Genomic DNA, 16,859 nt, shown 5'->3' with positions numbered 1-16,859 from the left:
AATTTGAATCCCATCCGGCAATCAATATCAAATCGATCGATTTGTGTAGACACCAATGCCCCGTGGGGAGGTTAGAGCCGGCGGCAGCCGGATCTGGGTGAGGCCCGTTGTGTTAAAAACAGACCGTTACCAGCAAGAAAGTCACCTCTCCCAACGCAGTTGGGAGAGGTCGAGCAGAGCGTATGGCGATTGCTCGGGTGAGGGCCGCCCTAGCAAGTCGAATCGCAGCCCGCATCAAGATAGCGCGGTCGGCCCTCACCCGGACGAGGCCTCAAGGGCCCGTACGACCTCTCCCCGCTTCGCCGGGCGAGGTGACTTGTTGGACGCCAGCAAGTGATGCCGTAGCGGAAGTCGTCAATCGTGGGATAGGTTTCCAACCTGTCATCACGCTGGATTTGCCTGCGATTTTCAACACATTGTCGCACGGCTATCCAAGCCGTCAGCGAGCACCGCGACTGAAGGTCGTCACGAGAGTGACCGTGACCAATGAGAAGAGCATCCACGGATCGCGAATCCAGCTTGGAAAGCTGGCCGACAATGAACTGGTTTCGGGCCCTCGCGGTGTTAGAAATCAACCGTTGCCAGCAAGAAAGTCACCTCTCCCAACGCAGTTGGGAGAGGTCGAGCAGAGCGTATGGCGATTGCTCGGGTGAGGGCCGTCCGAGCAAGTCGAATCGCAACCCGCATCAAGATAGCGCGGTCGGCCCTCACCCGGACGAGGCCTTAAGGGCCCGTCCGACCTCTCCCCGCTTCGCCGGGCGAGGTGACTTGCTGGACGCCAGCAAGCGATGCCATAACAGAAGTCGTCAATCGTGGGATAGGTTTTCAACCTGTCATCGCGCTGGGCTTGCCTGCGACTCTCAGCAAATTGTCGCTCGGCTTTCCAAGCCGTCAGCGAGCACCGCGATTGAAGGTCGTCACGAGAGTGACCGTGCCCAATGAGAAGAGCATCCACGGTTCGCGGATCCAGCTTGGAAAGCTGGCCGACAATGAACTCGTTTCGTGGCCTCGCAGTGTTAGAATTGGACGTTTGCCAGCAAGAAAGTCACCTCTCCCAACGCAGTTGGGAGAGGTCGAGCAGAGCGCAAGGCGATTGCTCGGGTGAGGGCCGTCCGAGCAAGTCGAATCGCAGCCCGCATCAAGATAGCGCGGTCGGCCCTCACCCGGACGAGGCCTAAAGGGCCCGTCCGACCTCTCCCCGCTTCGCCGGGCGAGGTGACTTGCTGGACGCCAGCAAGCGATCCGTAGCGGAAGTCGTCGAGACTTTCGTCGCCATTGTCGCACGGCTTTCCAAGCCGTCAGCGAGCACCGCGATTGAAGGTCGTCACGAGAGTGACCGTGACCAATGAGAAGAGCATCCACAGTTCGCGAATCCAGCTTGGAAAGCTGGCCGACAATGAACTAGTTTCGGGGCCTCGTTGTGTAAGAAGTGGACCTTGCGCGATGCTTTCACCAGCCCTCCCCGACCGCATCCATGCGACGGCGCCTCCCGCAGGGAGCGCAAGCTCAATTCTCCCCCACTCCCCCTCTCCGTGTCTCCCCCTCTCGCCGCTCCCTCTCTCGCTTCTCCTCACTCTTCACTTCCCCTCCAGCCGCTCGATGCTCTGCCGCCAGCTCCGGTTCTCCGATCGCCTCGTAGCACACCGCCAGCGACTGGTGGGCGTTTTTCGCCAATTCCGGCACCGACAACGCTCGCTCCAGATCAGGGATCGCTTCGTGGTACCGCTGCAATTTCGTCAGGATCTGGCCTCGCGTATCGTAGAAGTGGGGCGAGGGAAGTGAGACTTGTTTGATCGCCGTCTGTGATAACTTCAGTGCTTGTTCTAGATCCGCTTCCTCTCGCACCGACATCGCCACCGCCAAGTTGTTCAGGATCGCAGCACTGTTGGGCATCAGCTCTGCCGCAATCGTCAAATGCATCGTCGCCTTCTCGGTATCGTCTTTGATCATCGCGGTTGTGCCTTGGATAAAGTGAGCGATCCCCGGCGATGTCCCCTCGATCAACGCGTCCCGCACCGCCGAGATCTCAGCGTCCTTTTCGTCCACCAATCCCAGCACCCGATCCACGACCACGCTCAGCACCCGCGGGCTGTTGGGCGCCACCTGCAACGCCTGCTGTAACAACTGCAACGTCTGCAATTGCCGCTTTTCGATGCCCTCAGGAGCCTGTTCGATATCCGCGATCCACGCCAACAGCGTATCGCCCATCGCCATCTGCAAAACCTGGGAATCTTCCGGCTTATCGACTCGCGACACCGCCTTCTGCAGCGTCAGCACGGCGTCGGAATGACGCCGCAGAAAGATTTGGTTTTGTGCGACCGCTAACGCCAACCCAAGATTCTTTGGTTCTTCGTTCCATCGTTTAGAAACGGTTTCAAGCGATCTCAGCGCCAGTCGTTCTGCTTGTGTTTCTCGGTTGGCTTGACGGGCAATCGCCGCCGCTCGAAGTCCTTGCATCGGATGGACTTCGGCCAATTGCTCAAGCAGCGGAATTGCCTGGGTCGGTCGCTGCGTTGCGATGAAGTAATCGGCATAAAGTTGTTTCACCCCCAGGTCATTGGGCGATTCCTGATGCAGTAGCGCCAGGATTCGCCCCAGTTCGGCTTGTTGATCCGATTCGAGCTGTGTCCATTTCCCCTCGGCATACAAATGAGTCAGCAGCCAGCGGGCCGCCGGCGGGTGTTGCCGATGGATCACCAATGATCGCATGAGCTCCGTCGCCTCGTCGCGATGATCCAAGGCATCGCGGGTCAGCGCCAGTCGAAACAGCAGCGGCGGATGATCGCTGCGTTCTTTCAATTGCCGGTGGATCACCAATTCGGCGGTCGTGAAATCGTCCGCCTCCCAAGCTTTGGCAAATTGCTGATCCACTCGATCGGACCGCCAAGTGCTGCCGTCCGAGGAAGCGACCACGCCAAGTACCGCGAGCGAGATCATCAACAGGAATGCGGGGATTCCTTTGGCAGCATCATGCCAAGGCGTCGAGATCGCCCAAGCGTAAACGAATTGGCCCGTCCAACGCAGCCAATGCAGCGGACTAAAGTATTGCAGCATCGCGGATCACCGGTCCCTTTTTCATCGTCGTTGATCGCTCCGCGATCATTACGTTCATTCAAGCCACGTCAAACAATCAACTGCCCCAACGGATCTCACAAAGATCCCGGCATCGCCAATAACCGTAGTGGATCTTGCTAAAGATCCCATCATCATCGTTCACCGTTGTGGATCTTGCGAAAGATCCCATCCGATTCAATCTTCATACATTTCCTGGCGTCATTACGTAGCGGAAGTCGTCAAGACTTTCGTCCCACCGTACATCCGCACAACTCACGCATCGTCTATCGATTCTTATTCGCCAATCCCGCGTAAGCGACCGGGGCTTTTGCGTTACCCGGTGCCTGACGGCCCACGGCTCACCATTGCAATTTGGATTTCGATTCATTCGACGTCCGCCGTTGTGATCGCGGAGCGATCAACGACTCTCTTTCATCTTGCTGGATAGCGCTGCCACCATCGCTTGGAAATCATCTCGCACACCGCGAAGGGTCTCGAGTGAAAGTTTTTCGGGGCTGGTGATCCAAACTTGAAACATCACCATCTCGTCCGACATGTGTTCGGATTGATCAATCCCTGCAATTCGTTGCCCCAGTCGTCCCGGTTTTGGTGGCGGCACCATCACTTTGCCATCCGCGAAAATGCCGGCGTAAAACAAATAGCCTTCATACGACGCTTGCTTGCGAAGCCGGGCATAGGCGTAAGGATGCCATGGCGGCGTGTCGGCGGCCTCCTCAAGCGATCGTTGCTCGCTGGTGAGGTCCAGCTCGCTCGGCTGCATTACGATCTCTCGGTTCAGCAATCGCCAACCGTCGGCCTCGTAACAAAAACAGAGTTCATGCCAACCGAGATAGGTTTGGCTAAGCACGATTTGAGCGTTTAATTCACCTAGTTTCGCTTGCCAGTGATCGGCGTTTTTGCCAAGCCGTGGATTGTCGTTGTTTCGCGACTGTTGGTGGTCCGCGATTTCAAGGGTCTGCAAGTGAGCCTCGAAGATGCCCTTGCCGGGCTCGACGATCCGGTGCTCGGCCATAAAACCGCCGCCATCTCCATACCCCGGGATTCCCATACTCGATGCCGTCGCAAACGAGACCCCCGTCAACACCAACAATACCGCTGCGGAGGCGAATCGCAATCGTTTGTTTTCCAGCAAACTGCCAATGCGGTCGCTCAGCGTGATGCGTAGTTGTAAGCGAGCCGGTTCATCCGGCAGGCTGGAGTAGCCGACCGAATCGTCCGCTGTGAAACGGTATCGCCGGTCCACTGTGACATTCCATAATCGCAGCAGCGGATTGTAAGTCGATTCGTCATCGTAGGCCGGGGCGGCATGCAGCAGACTGACGATCAAATGATCGAACGACAAAAAACAGAGCAACGCGATCCCCAGCGTCGCGTAGCCGAGCAGCGTATGTGGCCATCCCGTCGCCAGATCGAGTACAAACCAGGCTTCCGCCACCGCGACGACCGACACCCGCAAAACGTTGCCAAAGATGGCCAGCACCACTGCGGCGACCACGTACATTGGTAACAGCCAAAGTCGACGGCGGTGGTACGCCACCAACAACGTCGCAGCAAACGCCAGCGTGAAGACCGATTGGATCCCGCTACATGCCTCGGCAACAAACAGTTCGCGATTGGGCAATTGAATCACGTTGCCTTGCACCGCATGCGGGACGCTCAGAACATCCAACAGCACGCTGGACAACGACGTGGTGATGCTTTGCAGCCGAATGACCACCAATTGATCCATCCCCAACGGCAAACGGACCATCGGCAGCAAAGGAACCGCCACCGCAATCAAACGGCCCCCCCCCAGTCCCGATTGAGAGCTGAAGAAGGCGAGGGCAAGAAAGACGAATCCGATACAGCTGACCCAAGGCGATCCAAGTCGAAACGAAGCCGCAGCAAGAACAAACGCGGTCGCCAAGGCACCCCAGGCAACGGCGCCGCGAGGACCATGCAGTGGCCGCTGGACGCGGGCGTAGCCAATCGCAGCGACCGCAAGGAGAGCGAAGGGGAAGAAACGATAATGCTCGAGATTCCAAAGGTTCAGCAAGTAGGAAACGAGCATCGGCAGGAACGGCAGTGTCAGTGCGGCCCAGAACCCGATCCAAACCACATCGGGACGATGGGTTTCGTAAGTAGTGGAATCCGAAAGCAATTCCGTATCCAAAGCAGCGGAAGGATCGATGGTGGCCATATCATCCAGCTATTGACGAATTCGGGGAGCGAGGAAGGAGCGTCGGAACCGGGCAGGAAACGAAGTAAATCGTTTTTTGGGGGAGAGTACGATGAAGCCGGAAAACGGCAGGAAATGGGCTTGCGTGCACCACCACCGCCAGAGCATCTAGGTCGAGGTGGCTAGCAGAGTGGCGATCAACTAGTAGCCTATCTTACTACGCCTGGGGGGGCATGTAAGGGGCCGCTTCCGAATTCCGCAAAGTAGTACAGGCTGCCAGCCTGTCGAGAATCGAAGTCTCCAAAGTAAAATAGCCTTCCAGCCCTCCCCGCCCGCAGGGAGGGTAATCTAGATTTCACCTCCCCTCCGGGGAGGTCAGAGCCGGCGGTAGCCGTCTCTGGGTGGCCCTCGGAGTGTTAGAGATAGACCGTGCCAGCAAGAAAGTCACCTCTCCCAACGCAGTTTGGGAGAGGTCGAGCAGAGCGTATGGCGACTGCTCGGGTGAGGGCCGTCCGAGCAAGTTGAATCGCACCCAACATCAAGATAGCGCGGTCGGCCCTCACCCGGACAAGGCCTCAAGGGCCCGTCCGACCTCTCCCCGCTTCGCCGGGCGAGGTGACCTGTTGGACGCCAGCAAGTGATCCGTAGCGGAAGTCGTCAAGACTTTCGTCGGCATTGTCGCACGGCTTTCCAAGCCGTCAGCGAGCACCGCGATTGAAGGTCGCCACAAGAGTGACCGTGTCCAATGAGAAGAACATCCACAGTTCGCGGATCCAGCTTGGAAAGCTGGCCGACAATGAACTGGTTTCGGGGCCTCGCGGTGTTAGAAATCGACCGTTGCCAGCAAGAGAGTCACCTCTCCCAACGCAGTTGGGAGAGGTCGAGCAGAGCGTATGGCGATTGCTCGGGTGAGGGCCGTCCGAGCAAGTTGAATCGCAACCCGCATCAAGATAACGCGGTCGGCCCTCACCCGAACGAGGCCTAAAGGGCCCGTCCGACCTCTCCCCGCTTCGCCGGGCGAGGTGACTTGTGGACGCCAGCAAGTGGTTTGTAGCGGAGGTCGTCGAGACTTTCGTCGCCATTGTCGCACGGCTTTCCAAGCCGTCAGCGAGCACCGCGATTGAAGGTCGCCACAAGAGTGACCGTGTCCAATGAGAAGAACATCCACAGTTCGCGGATCCAGCTTGGAAAGCTGGCCGACAATGAACTGGTTTCGGGGCCTCGCGGTGTTAGAAATCGACCGTTGCCAGCAAGAGAGTCACCTCTCCCAACGCAGTTGGGAGAGGTCGAGCAGAGCGTATGGCGATTGCTCGGGTGAGGGCCGTCCGAGCAAGTTGAATCGCAACCCGCATCAAGATAGCGCGGTCGGCCCTCACCCGGACGAGGGCCCAAGGGCCCGTCCGACCTCTCCCCGCTTCGCCGGGCGAGGTGACTTGTTGGACGCCAGCAGGGAATGCCGTAGCGGAAGTCGTCAAGACTTTCGTCGCCATTGTCGCACGGCTTTCCAAGCCGTCAGCGTGATTCACCTCCCCTCTGGGGAGGTCAGAGCCGGCGGTAGCCGTCTCTGGGTGGGGCTCGCCGTGTTAGAAATGGGCGATGCCAATTCGAGGTCACCACCCCTCTCCGCCCGCATCCCCGCGACCGCTCTCTCCCGCAGGGAGGGCAAACTCAATTCTCCCCCACTCCCCCTCTCCGTGTCTCCCCCTCTCACTTTCCTCCCTCTAGCCTTCCTCATTCCCCACATCCCCTGCACTCACCACTTCCGCCTTCTTCGGCTTAGGCATTCCGGCTAACCCACGACCTCCAACCACGACGGGCTTCGCCATCTTGGATGTCTCGCGGCGTGCATCATCGCCACCTTTACGGCGGTAGTAGCGATTGGTGTAACGGCCGTAGCGATAGTAGCCGTAACCTTTATACCCGTCGCTCGAACCAGCCTCGTCCGAGTTGTTAATAACCATGCCGAACAAGTTCGCACCAACGCTTCGCAAAATGTTGACCGACTCCTTCGCATTCGGCTTGCTCTTGCGGCGGACTCGCAGTGCCATTACCACCCCGTCGGCCATCCCCGCCGTGATACTCGGATCGGTCACCACCAACAGCGGCGGTGTGTCCAAGATCACATAGTCGTACTCTTCGCGTAGCAAGTCGATCAATTCGCCCATTTCCGGCAATGTCAATGCTTCGGCGGGGTTGGCCGGGATCGGGCCACTCGGCATCATGTGCAGCGTGCTGAGCGGCGTTTGATGACATGCATCGCTTGGCTCGCAATCGCCATTCAAAATGTTGGTTAAACCCAATTTGTCTAGCATGTTAAAATTATCGGTGATCTGCGGACGGCGAAGGTCACAATCGACAACCAACACCCGCTTACCACTTTGGGCGATCGAACAAGCCAAATTCTCGGCCACGGTACTTTTACCATCCCCCGGCAACGGGCTAGTGATCTGCAATACCTTGCCCCCTTCGACATTGGCCAATTCAAAAAAGATCGATGTTCGACACGATCGAATCGACTCGGCCGCCACCGACGCCGGTTGATGCAGCACCACGATTCCCGGATCTAAATCCTTGAACGGATTGATCTCGCCTTTGGCCGGACGACGAATCCGTCCTTTGAAAAAGGGCACGTGAGTCAGCACGGGTACGCCCAACAGTTCGGCAATCTCGTCGGGATCGCGAAAGGTGTTGGCGTTTTTCTCTAGTAACAGTGCCAATCCGGCCCCCAGTGCCAATCCCAAAAACGTGCCGATCCCAAGCGTTTTGGCGAGACTGGGGCCAACACGATAGGCGGCCGAGGGCGCCGTCAACTCATTGACCTTCGTGCCTCCCTCTTCCTCGGTCAAACTGACGCGAGCCATCTGCTCTTCCAATTGGTTCATCAGTTCGCGGTTGCGTTCCAATTCACGCAACATCCCCGCGTTGTCTTGTTCGAATTTGGCAATCGTGATCGACGCTGCTTTTTCGTCGGCTATCTGTTGATCCACCTCGGCGATTTGATCCTTCAATAACTGCAACTCCGCCTCGCCCGCGACCACCACCGTTGAAATTGCTTCCTTGGCCTTCTCTGCCGGATTGATCACTTCGACTTCGTTTTCTTTGCGAAGCTCGAGAATCCGTTCGGTTTGCTCCAGCACAATCCGTCGCAATTCACTTTTCATCATGTCCAACTCGGTATCAAGCTGTTTGACCGTCGGATGGCTTGCGCCGAATTCATTGGCCATCTTGTTCCGCTCGATCATCAGCGGGATCAGTTGTTGGTCGAGTTCCAATTCCGCCAGTTGCGCGTCACCGTCACGGAGGTTGTTGGCAAGCGCCGTCGCACTGTCGGGCAGCGTGATTTTGACGTCCAACAACTGCCCGATGATGTTCAGTGCGACCAACGGATCGTTCGAGTCACTCGCGATCGCCTTCACCGCCGACAACTCCGTTGCCTTTTGACGCATCTTTTCGATCAGTTCGCTGCGTTGGCCGACTAGAAACAATTGTCGTTCCCGATGCGGATTGATCGCCTCACCCGCGCTGTTCCACGCCAGCGGCGCGTCACGGCGAAATTCGCGGTACTGTGATTCCAGTTCGCTCATCTTCGGGTGCAATTGATCGATCGCGACCGTGATCAGTCTTAGCAGTTCGCCCCGCGAACTTTTGTGCTTTTCCTGGAAATACGCCTGCAATGCATCACTAAACGACATCACGCTTGCCAAGCACAGCTCGGGGTCAGTATGCATAAAACTTAGTTCGGCAACCAATGATTGCGTATTGCGTAGATCTCTTACGTCAGATTCGATCGATAGCGACTCGTGGGCGGAACCCAAAAAAACGCGGGAATCATTCTCAAAACGATCGCGAAATGGGGCCAGTTGCTCGTCCTCAAACGCCATTTTGACGACGCGATCGCTGAACAGTTGTGATTCCAGAATTTCGATACTGGGGACGCCACCGATGACATCGCCCGTCATGGTGTCCATGATCGCCGGACGATCCGATTCGACCATCAACCGCGTTGATGCCTTAAACGTCTCCGGAGTCCGCTGGTAGACCAGAAAACCACAGACCGCACCGGCGATCGCTGGCAACAATACTGCCCAGCGGTACCGCCACAATGCCGCCAGCATGTCTTGCGAATCGCCACCAGCGGAAGAGGTGCCCGCAGGGCCCATCAAGCCGCGATCCGCGGCGGTGATCGGAGGCGCCTTGCTGTACGAAAGTCCGCGATCAGAAGCTAACTTCATAAGATGTCAATTCAATGAAAAAGGAGTGTCGTTGATCGCTCCCGCGATCAAAACGCATCATCGTCGTGGATCTTGTTAAAGATCCCAGCCTAAGTAGCGGAAGTCGTCAGCGGCTTGTTGATCTAGTCCAAATGCGAATCGCAATGGTGAGCCGTGGGCCGTAAGGCACCGGGTACCGTGTGGGACCCGGTCGCTGACGCGTCACGGCTCAATAAATCAACAAGTCGTCAAGACTTTCGTTCTCGGGGGAAACTGGAATTCTTCCCGTAACCACAATGTTCTTGGAAGGCAAAGATCGCGGAGCGATCCGCGACGGTAAAGACGCGTGAAAACGAGGCCGCAGCCGCAAGTTGCCGGTCCAAGCGTCAGTTTACCGGCGGAGGGGCATTTGGACTAGGAAAAGAGTGAGCAGAAAGTCGCTTTGGCCACGGAAACACCGCAGAATCGTCGTAATCGTCATAAGTTCGACTTTAGCGAGACAGGGGAGAGGGGGGAGACACGGAGACACGGAGACACGGAGAGGGGGAGAGGGGGAGAGGGGGAGAGGGGGAGAGACACGGAGCTGGCGAATCGAAATTTACCCTCCCTTCCGGGAGGGGCGGCCGCAGGAGGCGGCCGGGGAGGGCTGCTGAACCTGAACGTGCACGATCCATGCGGAGTGGCGGCGCCAACGGACTGGACAGCCGAATGTAGGACAGCCGAATCGTCGCTCTGAATTCATTCGTCTGTCCCCTCATTCGTCTGTCAAAAAACTCCCCCCGTTCCACGTTTTCCTACCTCCATCTTCCTACCAAAACTTCCGCCGGAGAGGCGGCAGCGACCTCGCCCCTCCGTTCTCTCGGTTACCTTCTGTAAAACCAGCTCTATAAAAAAGAATTTGAACAGGAGCAAACGGAGGAAACGGAGTCATGCAGGAATCAAGACGATGAATCGACAACGCTTCGGCAAAAAGTTGGAGGACAAAAAGATGAAAGCCGGCATCTCAAAGCACGATTCACTCCCAGTGAACCAATGAACCGTTCGCATGGAACGACTGAGCTAAAATTGAGACCGTACCGTGTCGACAGAACGCTGAGAATTCTGACCACTCGATCCAATCCATGACCAGCGCCGAACAGCGATTCCTACCGCGAAAGCCGGACTCAGAGTTGGTAGGAAAATGGAGGTAAGAAGATAAAAGTTTTCTGTAGGTCGGTGGGACGCCAGTCGTCGTGGGCCGCACACAAGCCGGTGTGACCTGCAACCCATTTGAAAACACAGTGTTTCCAGTGTTCGTGCCAGTGAACAACTCTCGAAACGAACGGATGCATAACCGGTCTGGACAGCCGAATGTAGGACAGCCGAATCGTCGCTCTGAATTCATTCGTCTGTCCCCATCATTCGTCTGTCAAAAAAACTCGCCCCTGCGTTCGCTCGGTTGCCTTCTGTCAAACCAGCTCCCTGGAAAAGAATTTGAACAGGAGCAAACGGAGGTAACGAAGTAATACAGAAATCAAGACAGTGAATCGACAACGCTTGGGCAAAAAGATGGAGGACAAAAAGATGAAAGCCGGCATCTCAAAGCACGATTCACTCCCAGTGAATCAATGAACCGTTCGCATGGAACGACTGAGCTAAACTCGTGACCGTACCGTGTCGACAGAACGCTGAGAATTTTGACCACTCGTCCAATCCATGACCAGCGCCGAACAGCGATTCCTACCGCGAAAGCCGAATTTAGATTTGGTAGGAAAATGGAGGTAAGAAGATAAGAGTTTTCGGTAGGTCGGTGGAACGCCAGTCGTCATGGGCCGCACACAAGCCGGAGTGACCTGCAACCCATTTGAAAACACAGTGTTTCCAGCGTTCGTGCCAGTCACCTACTCTCGAAACGAACGGATCTAAAGCCATTTGGACAGCCGAGTCGTGCGGCTGAATTCATTCGTCTGTCCCCATCATTCGTCTGTCAAAAAAACTCGCCCCTGCGTTCGCTCGGTTGCCTTCTGTCAAACCAGCTCCATAGAAAAGAATTTGAACAGGAGCAAACGGAGGTAACGAAGTAATACAGAAATCAAGACAGTGAATCGACAACGCTTGGGCAAAAAGATGGAGGACAAAAAGATGAAAGCCGGCATCTCAAAGCACGATTCATTCCCAGTGAATCCATGAACCGTTCGCATGGAACGACTGAGCAAAAAAACGTGACCGTACCGTGTCGACAAAACTCTGAGAATTTTGACCACTCGATCCAATCCATAACCAGCTTCGAACAGCGATTCCTACCGCGAAAGCCGAACTTAGATTTGGTAGGAAAATGGAGGTAAGAAGATAAGAGTTTTCGGTAGGTCGGTGGAACGCCAGTCGTCATGGGCCGCACACAAGCAGGTGTGACATGCAACCTATTTGAAAACACACAGTGTTTCCAGTGTTCGTGCCAGTCACCTACTCTCGAAACGAACGGATCTAAAGCCATTTGGACAGCCGAGTCGTGCGGCTGAATTCATTCGTCTGTCCCCATCATTCGTCTGTCAAAAATCTCCCCCACTCTTCCGTTCCTCATTTTCCTACCTCCATCTTCCTACCAATATCCCCATCTTCTTTCCCCTCAAACGCAAAAAGCCAGCCTGGCACCCCAGACTGGCTCGTTCCTGCAACCCATTTCCAATTTTCAATTTGCAATTGTCAATTTAACTTTTTCAATCTCACCCTCTACCCGATTGCTAGCCCCTAGCCAGCTTTTCTGCTCCAGCGTCACTACTCATAGCGAATCGCACGTGACTCAAAATCATCGCACCTCCATCGCTATCATTTTTCTGTCACCTATTTTCCTGTAAATCAAATACGTTCGGGCTTGGTAACTCTCGTTTGAACCGGAACCGTTGCTCGAGGTTGAAGCGAGTTCGATTATTGTCACGCCATCGTGGCTTCAATGGCGAAGCGGTAGCAAGTGGGTTTACAGGAAGATGGTGGACAGGAAAATGAAAACAAAGGAAGTTGCCGACATCTCCCCGATTTCTAGCCACTAGCGTCTTCCTAGAAACTGCGGCAGCTTCGACAGCGGCTTGGTCAATCGCAGTCCTCCGCATGAGGTCGTAATTTGTTGCCTTCCTTTGCTATTCATCTGCCTAAAATTTGTTCGTATAGTGAGATTACGCGTTGAGTCCGTTTCGCCAAATCATACTCGTTAACCACCTTCAATCTCGCCCGTTCTCCCATCGATTTTCTAAGCGATTCGTTACACAGCAACGTCGTCAGATGGTCAGCAAGCGTTGTTGCGTCATTGGTCGGTAAGAGAAATCCGTCTTCGCCGTCTTCGACAAGGTCACGGTTGCCCGGAATGTCGGTGACGATGCAGGGCAAGCCGCATGCTAATGCTTCAAGGATTGCAAGTGGCATGCCTTCCCACAGCGAAGGCAGCACAAACAGATCAAAAGCGGGCAGCAACTGGTCGACATCGTCACGCCATCCCAGCAAGTGGACTCGGTCAGAAACGCCATGCTGATTGATTAATGTTTCAATTTCACTCCGTAGGTCACCATCACCCAACAATACAAAGTGACCCGCAGCATGACGTGACAGATATTTTATAGCGGCTTCGACAAAAGTGAGGGGATCTTTTTGGGGCCACAGACGACCTACCATTACCGCAATCGGTTCGTCCAACGGTAGGTCGAGCTTTTTACGTATGGAGGCTCGCTGCTCTACAGAAACGGGCGAAAACTGAGCCAGATCGACGCCGTTCGGGATCACCCGCAACTTGCTCGGTTTGACGCCAACTTTCTTTGCAATTTCGAGATCGTTTTGATTGAGGCAAATCACTAGATCGCAGCACCTGCCACCGACGTGCTCCATGGTCGCATAAAGCCGACGTTTTATACGAGAATCTTCAGCGGGGAATGCAAAGCCGTGCACCGTGTGTATGATCGCGGGAACGCCCGCAAGCTTCGCGGCAAGTCGGCCCAACACTCCGGTTTTCGAAGAGTGTGTATGGACGATATCAAACTTCCCCGATCGCATTAGACGCCATAACTGACAAAACGCTACTGCGTCCTTCAAGGGCGAAATTGGCCGGGTTAGCTGCGGAACGAAATGGCACTGGACGCCTAGTGGAGAAACGGTGCGAGTCAGCGGTCCTGCTTCTTGGCATATCAACGTTCGTTTGTACATGTTTGAATCGAGCGATGACAATTCTTGCAGCGTCACACGCTGAACGCCACTAAGTAGGGGCAGCAGTTGCACATGAGCGATTCTCAATGGCGATTTGCTTGGCTCCGTATTGGTCACGGCTCGTCTCTCTGTGTTTTTTCTCGGATGCGGATTGTTGCAGCCTTTGTCAGGCGGAGATCTGTAAGATGAGAGCAAGTGTGCCATGGTATACGATCGATCCCTCCTCGTTGCTCTATACGATCGAAGCTGCTACCAGATTTCGCTCGGCAGCGGGCGCTCAACGAATCAGGCCTTCGAGTAGTTCACACACCTTCCGCATTTGGATTGTGCGATTGTAGTGTTGTTCGACCCGATGACGTCCGCGTTCGTCCATTTGTGCTCGCAGTTCTGAGTTGCTGCAAAGTCGGACGAGACATTCAAGCAATTCGTCTGGGTCATCACCGTCAATGATCAAGCCGGTTTCACAGTCCAGTACAACCCTCGGAACCCCACTGGAGAGAGAGGCAATTACTGGAAATCTACAAGATATTGCTACGGATTTTATGACGTCCTACAACTCACGCAGCCACAACCACCTGTCGCTATCTTTCCCTATAATCATCAAAGGCGTCACTCGCCATCGACAATTGCTGGGCGCCATACACGTAGCCAACGGGGCAAACGCATTCCGATGGGAGCAGGAACATGCAGCATCACAAGATTTGTAAAGGCAAACATTATTCCGATCAGGAACCAAATGTTTCTTTGCCGAAGTCCCAACATGGTGTTGTTGTATAGAAATAGCAAAGGCATACCGATCAGCAGGCCGGTGCCCATCATCCTGTACCAATGATACGGGCACCGTTTGACTGCCCTCATGCAATAGAGTGTTGCTTGAATGATTAAGCTGACGTGAAGCAACAGACCTACAATTCCCGTTTCCAGTAGCAAGCTTACATAAGTGTTGTGGATTTCTTCTCCCACCTTGCGTCCCCCGAGTTTTGGGCCGGTACCCAACAATGGCGATTCCCAAAACTTACCGATCGCTGCGCGTATTTGCCTCGGACGTGTGTTATCAAGATCTCGCTTGCCATCATAAGCTTCGATTAATAGTGCCGCCGGACGCTGCCAAGACGGAGTTCGGACGAGGGAATAGTTTCCGTCAAATGCAGCCCAGGCGATGACGAAATATGTCACTAATGCACCGATAAATGACAAAGCGAGCGTTCGGAGTTGCGAAAGGTTGAGCAAGCGGTGAGAACTTGAGTCTTGGGAAAGGGTCACAATTAACGCCGCCGCAGCGATGATTAGCATCAGCACTGCGGTGCGACTGCCTGTGCCCAGCGCCGCCAAGAAGGCCGTGGCTGTCAATGCAAGCATTAACGCTCGAGGAATCGCGTTTAATCTTCGGTGAGCTGCCAACATGATCGGGATCGTGATTAGCGGCAGGATCATCGAGGGAACTTGATTCTCATTGCGGAGTGTCGAACAGATGCGGCGTGTCCCTTCTTCGTATGCGAACGAGGGAGCGATCCCGGCTAACGCCATCGTTCCGACCACCGAGGCCACCGCCATTCCAGCGAGCCACGCGAAAACGGCTCCGGTTAATCGTTCCCATCGGTCAATTAATCGAACGGTGGACAAGACAATCATCACACCATAGGCGTAATTAAGCACTTCAACCAGAACGGCACCGTAGACTCGAGTCAACGATCCATGGTGTCCCTTTAGTTGAAGTATTCCGAAGACAGCCGAGAGTGTGCAAGCAACAATAAACGCGATACCAAGCGGCGTAACAACACGATCGGTCGGTCGGCGCAGCGAGGCTTTGGGTATCTGGGTCCAAAACAGCCATGTCAGCAGCATGCAAATTTCCGTAAGTGCAAATTTCTCACGCACTACGGGCAACTCGGGGGTTTTCAAGATAGACGTAAAAAAGATCGCCGCAAAAAAAAACACGATAGGATGCTGAGCACCTCGCAGCAGCAATGGCCCACCCAACAGCAAAGAGACGGCCACGATCGGTAGCAGGTATTCTTCTAACAAGGCAGTTCTTCGAAAAATGGATCAGGTGCACGACCTGCAGCGTCAAGAATCAGGTTCCAGATCGTTCTCATCTTTTCTTCGCGGTTGTAATGAGTTTGGACTCGAAGTCGGCCGGCTTCGCCCATTTGTCGCCTCATCGCAGGATCGTTGATCATCGACTGCAATGCTTGTCTTAGCCCATCTCTGTTTTCTGACTCGAATAACAATCCAGTTTCATTGTCGACGACCGCTTCGGCGATTCCGCCAATGCGAGAACCGATGACTGGTTTGGCGCACGCCATGGCCTCAAGGGTGACTAAGCCCAGTCCTTCCATCCGCGACGGAATTACAAGCACGTCAATTGAATTCATCAATCTGGGGATGTCATCACGCCTGCCTAAGAATTGGATTCCAGGCAAATTCCGGTCATTCAAGGTACGCTGAAAAGCTTCGTCTTCCTCTGCATCAGTCCAACTTCCCACCACCAAAATTTTCGCATTCTCCGATGACTTTAGAATAGGCGCCGCAGCATCGAGCAGCACATCATGTGCTTTTCGATGAGTTACCGTCCCGAATATACCGAAAACTACGTCGGATTCTTGGTAGCCAAGCTGATCTCGGATGGGGGCCACCGACTGAAAGCAATTGGAGTCAACGCCGTCTGGCACAACGGATATGCGATCTCGATACCAACGCCGTTGCCATGCTGGATATTTCTCCGCGACCGGGTTGGAGATCATCGGATTGTGTCGAACCAGTGGCAATTGAAACCAGTCGAGTATTCCGTGAGGTTTGTTAAGCTTGTCCCAAATTACGTTGGGAATTCCAAGAGATTTTGCAGCGATACCAACCGTCAACAAGCCTCGCAGATCGTTGTGGAAAATCGCAGCAGGACGAATCGATTTCAACTCGCGGCGGACCAAGGAAATATACTTCACGGTGTCGCGTAGCACAAACAGGCGTTTGCCGATCCCATCACGATAAATCTCGCCGCCATAACGGGTGAGCGATTCAGGGTATGGTATTGTCCGAACATTCCATCCCTCATCCATCAATCGATCAACGAACATTCCCGGTGCAGGTACCATGACTATCGGGGTTACTCCAGCATCTGCGGAGTGCGATAGCAATGACAGCATTTCAAGCTGTTGCCCTGCAATCACTTGAGGATAGCTTTCTACAAGAACGACTTTAGTGCTCACGAAATAGATGGCCGACGGAGGGTTGGGAAAGCAAGCTGCGTT

Annotated in this window: 7 protein-coding genes; all 7 read right to left on the bottom strand. The window is 54.7% G+C overall.

All coding sequences use genetic code 11. The features are described 5' to 3' along the window. Nucleotides 1–1,506 precede the first annotated feature (1,506 nt). The 7 genes from ABD971_RS15195 to ABD971_RS15170 all read right to left on the bottom strand — a co-directional run bounded on the left by ABD971_RS15195 (nt 1,507) and on the right by ABD971_RS15170 (nt 16,817). The gene (locus ABD971_RS15195) at nt 1,507–3,054 is read right to left on the bottom strand and encodes a tetratricopeptide repeat protein (protein ID WP_345323427.1); all 1,548 of its coding nucleotides are present in this window, start codon (nt 3,052–3,054) and stop codon (nt 1,507–1,509) included. 418 nt (nt 3,055–3,472) lie between these two features. Then, nucleotides 3,473–5,254 carry an exosortase U gene (gene xrtU / locus ABD971_RS15190; RefSeq protein WP_345323425.1) on the bottom strand — a complete coding sequence of 594 codons (1,782 nt, stop codon included), beginning with the start codon at nt 5,252–5,254 and terminating at the stop codon, nt 3,473–3,475. Nucleotides 5,255–6,954: 1,700 nt separating this feature from the next. Continuing rightward, complete coding sequence (locus ABD971_RS15185) at nt 6,955–9,465, bottom strand: polysaccharide biosynthesis tyrosine autokinase (RefSeq protein ID WP_425571313.1); 2,511 nt, start codon at nt 9,463–9,465, stop codon at nt 6,955–6,957. Between the two features lie 3,096 nt (nt 9,466–12,561). Further along, nucleotides 12,562–13,728: a glycosyltransferase family 4 protein gene (locus ABD971_RS15180; protein ID WP_345323423.1), complete on the bottom strand. Its 1,167-nt coding sequence runs from the start codon at nt 13,726–13,728 to the stop codon at nt 12,562–12,564. A 160-nt stretch (nt 13,729–13,888) separates the two neighbouring features. Further along, complete coding sequence (locus tag ABD971_RS36075; protein WP_425571315.1) at nt 13,889–14,140, bottom strand: glycosyltransferase; 252 nt, start codon at nt 14,138–14,140, stop codon at nt 13,889–13,891. Between the two features lie 80 nt (nt 14,141–14,220). Further along, nucleotides 14,221–15,636: an O-antigen ligase family protein gene (locus ABD971_RS15175; protein ID WP_345323421.1), complete on the bottom strand. Its 1,416-nt coding sequence runs from the start codon at nt 15,634–15,636 to the stop codon at nt 14,221–14,223. Next, nucleotides 15,630–16,817, bottom strand: a complete 1,188-nt coding sequence (locus ABD971_RS15170; RefSeq protein ID WP_345323419.1) for a glycosyltransferase family 4 protein — start codon at nt 16,815–16,817, stop codon at nt 15,630–15,632. The genes ABD971_RS15175 and ABD971_RS15170 overlap by 7 nt, the downstream gene beginning before the upstream one ends. Between the last annotated feature and the right edge of the window lie 42 nt (nt 16,818–16,859).

It is taken from the genome of Novipirellula rosea (assembly GCF_039541335.1).
Classification (GTDB): domain Bacteria; phylum Planctomycetota; class Planctomycetia; order Pirellulales; family Pirellulaceae; genus Novipirellula; species Novipirellula rosea.
This window is presented reverse-complemented; position numbering and strand designations above follow the sequence as displayed.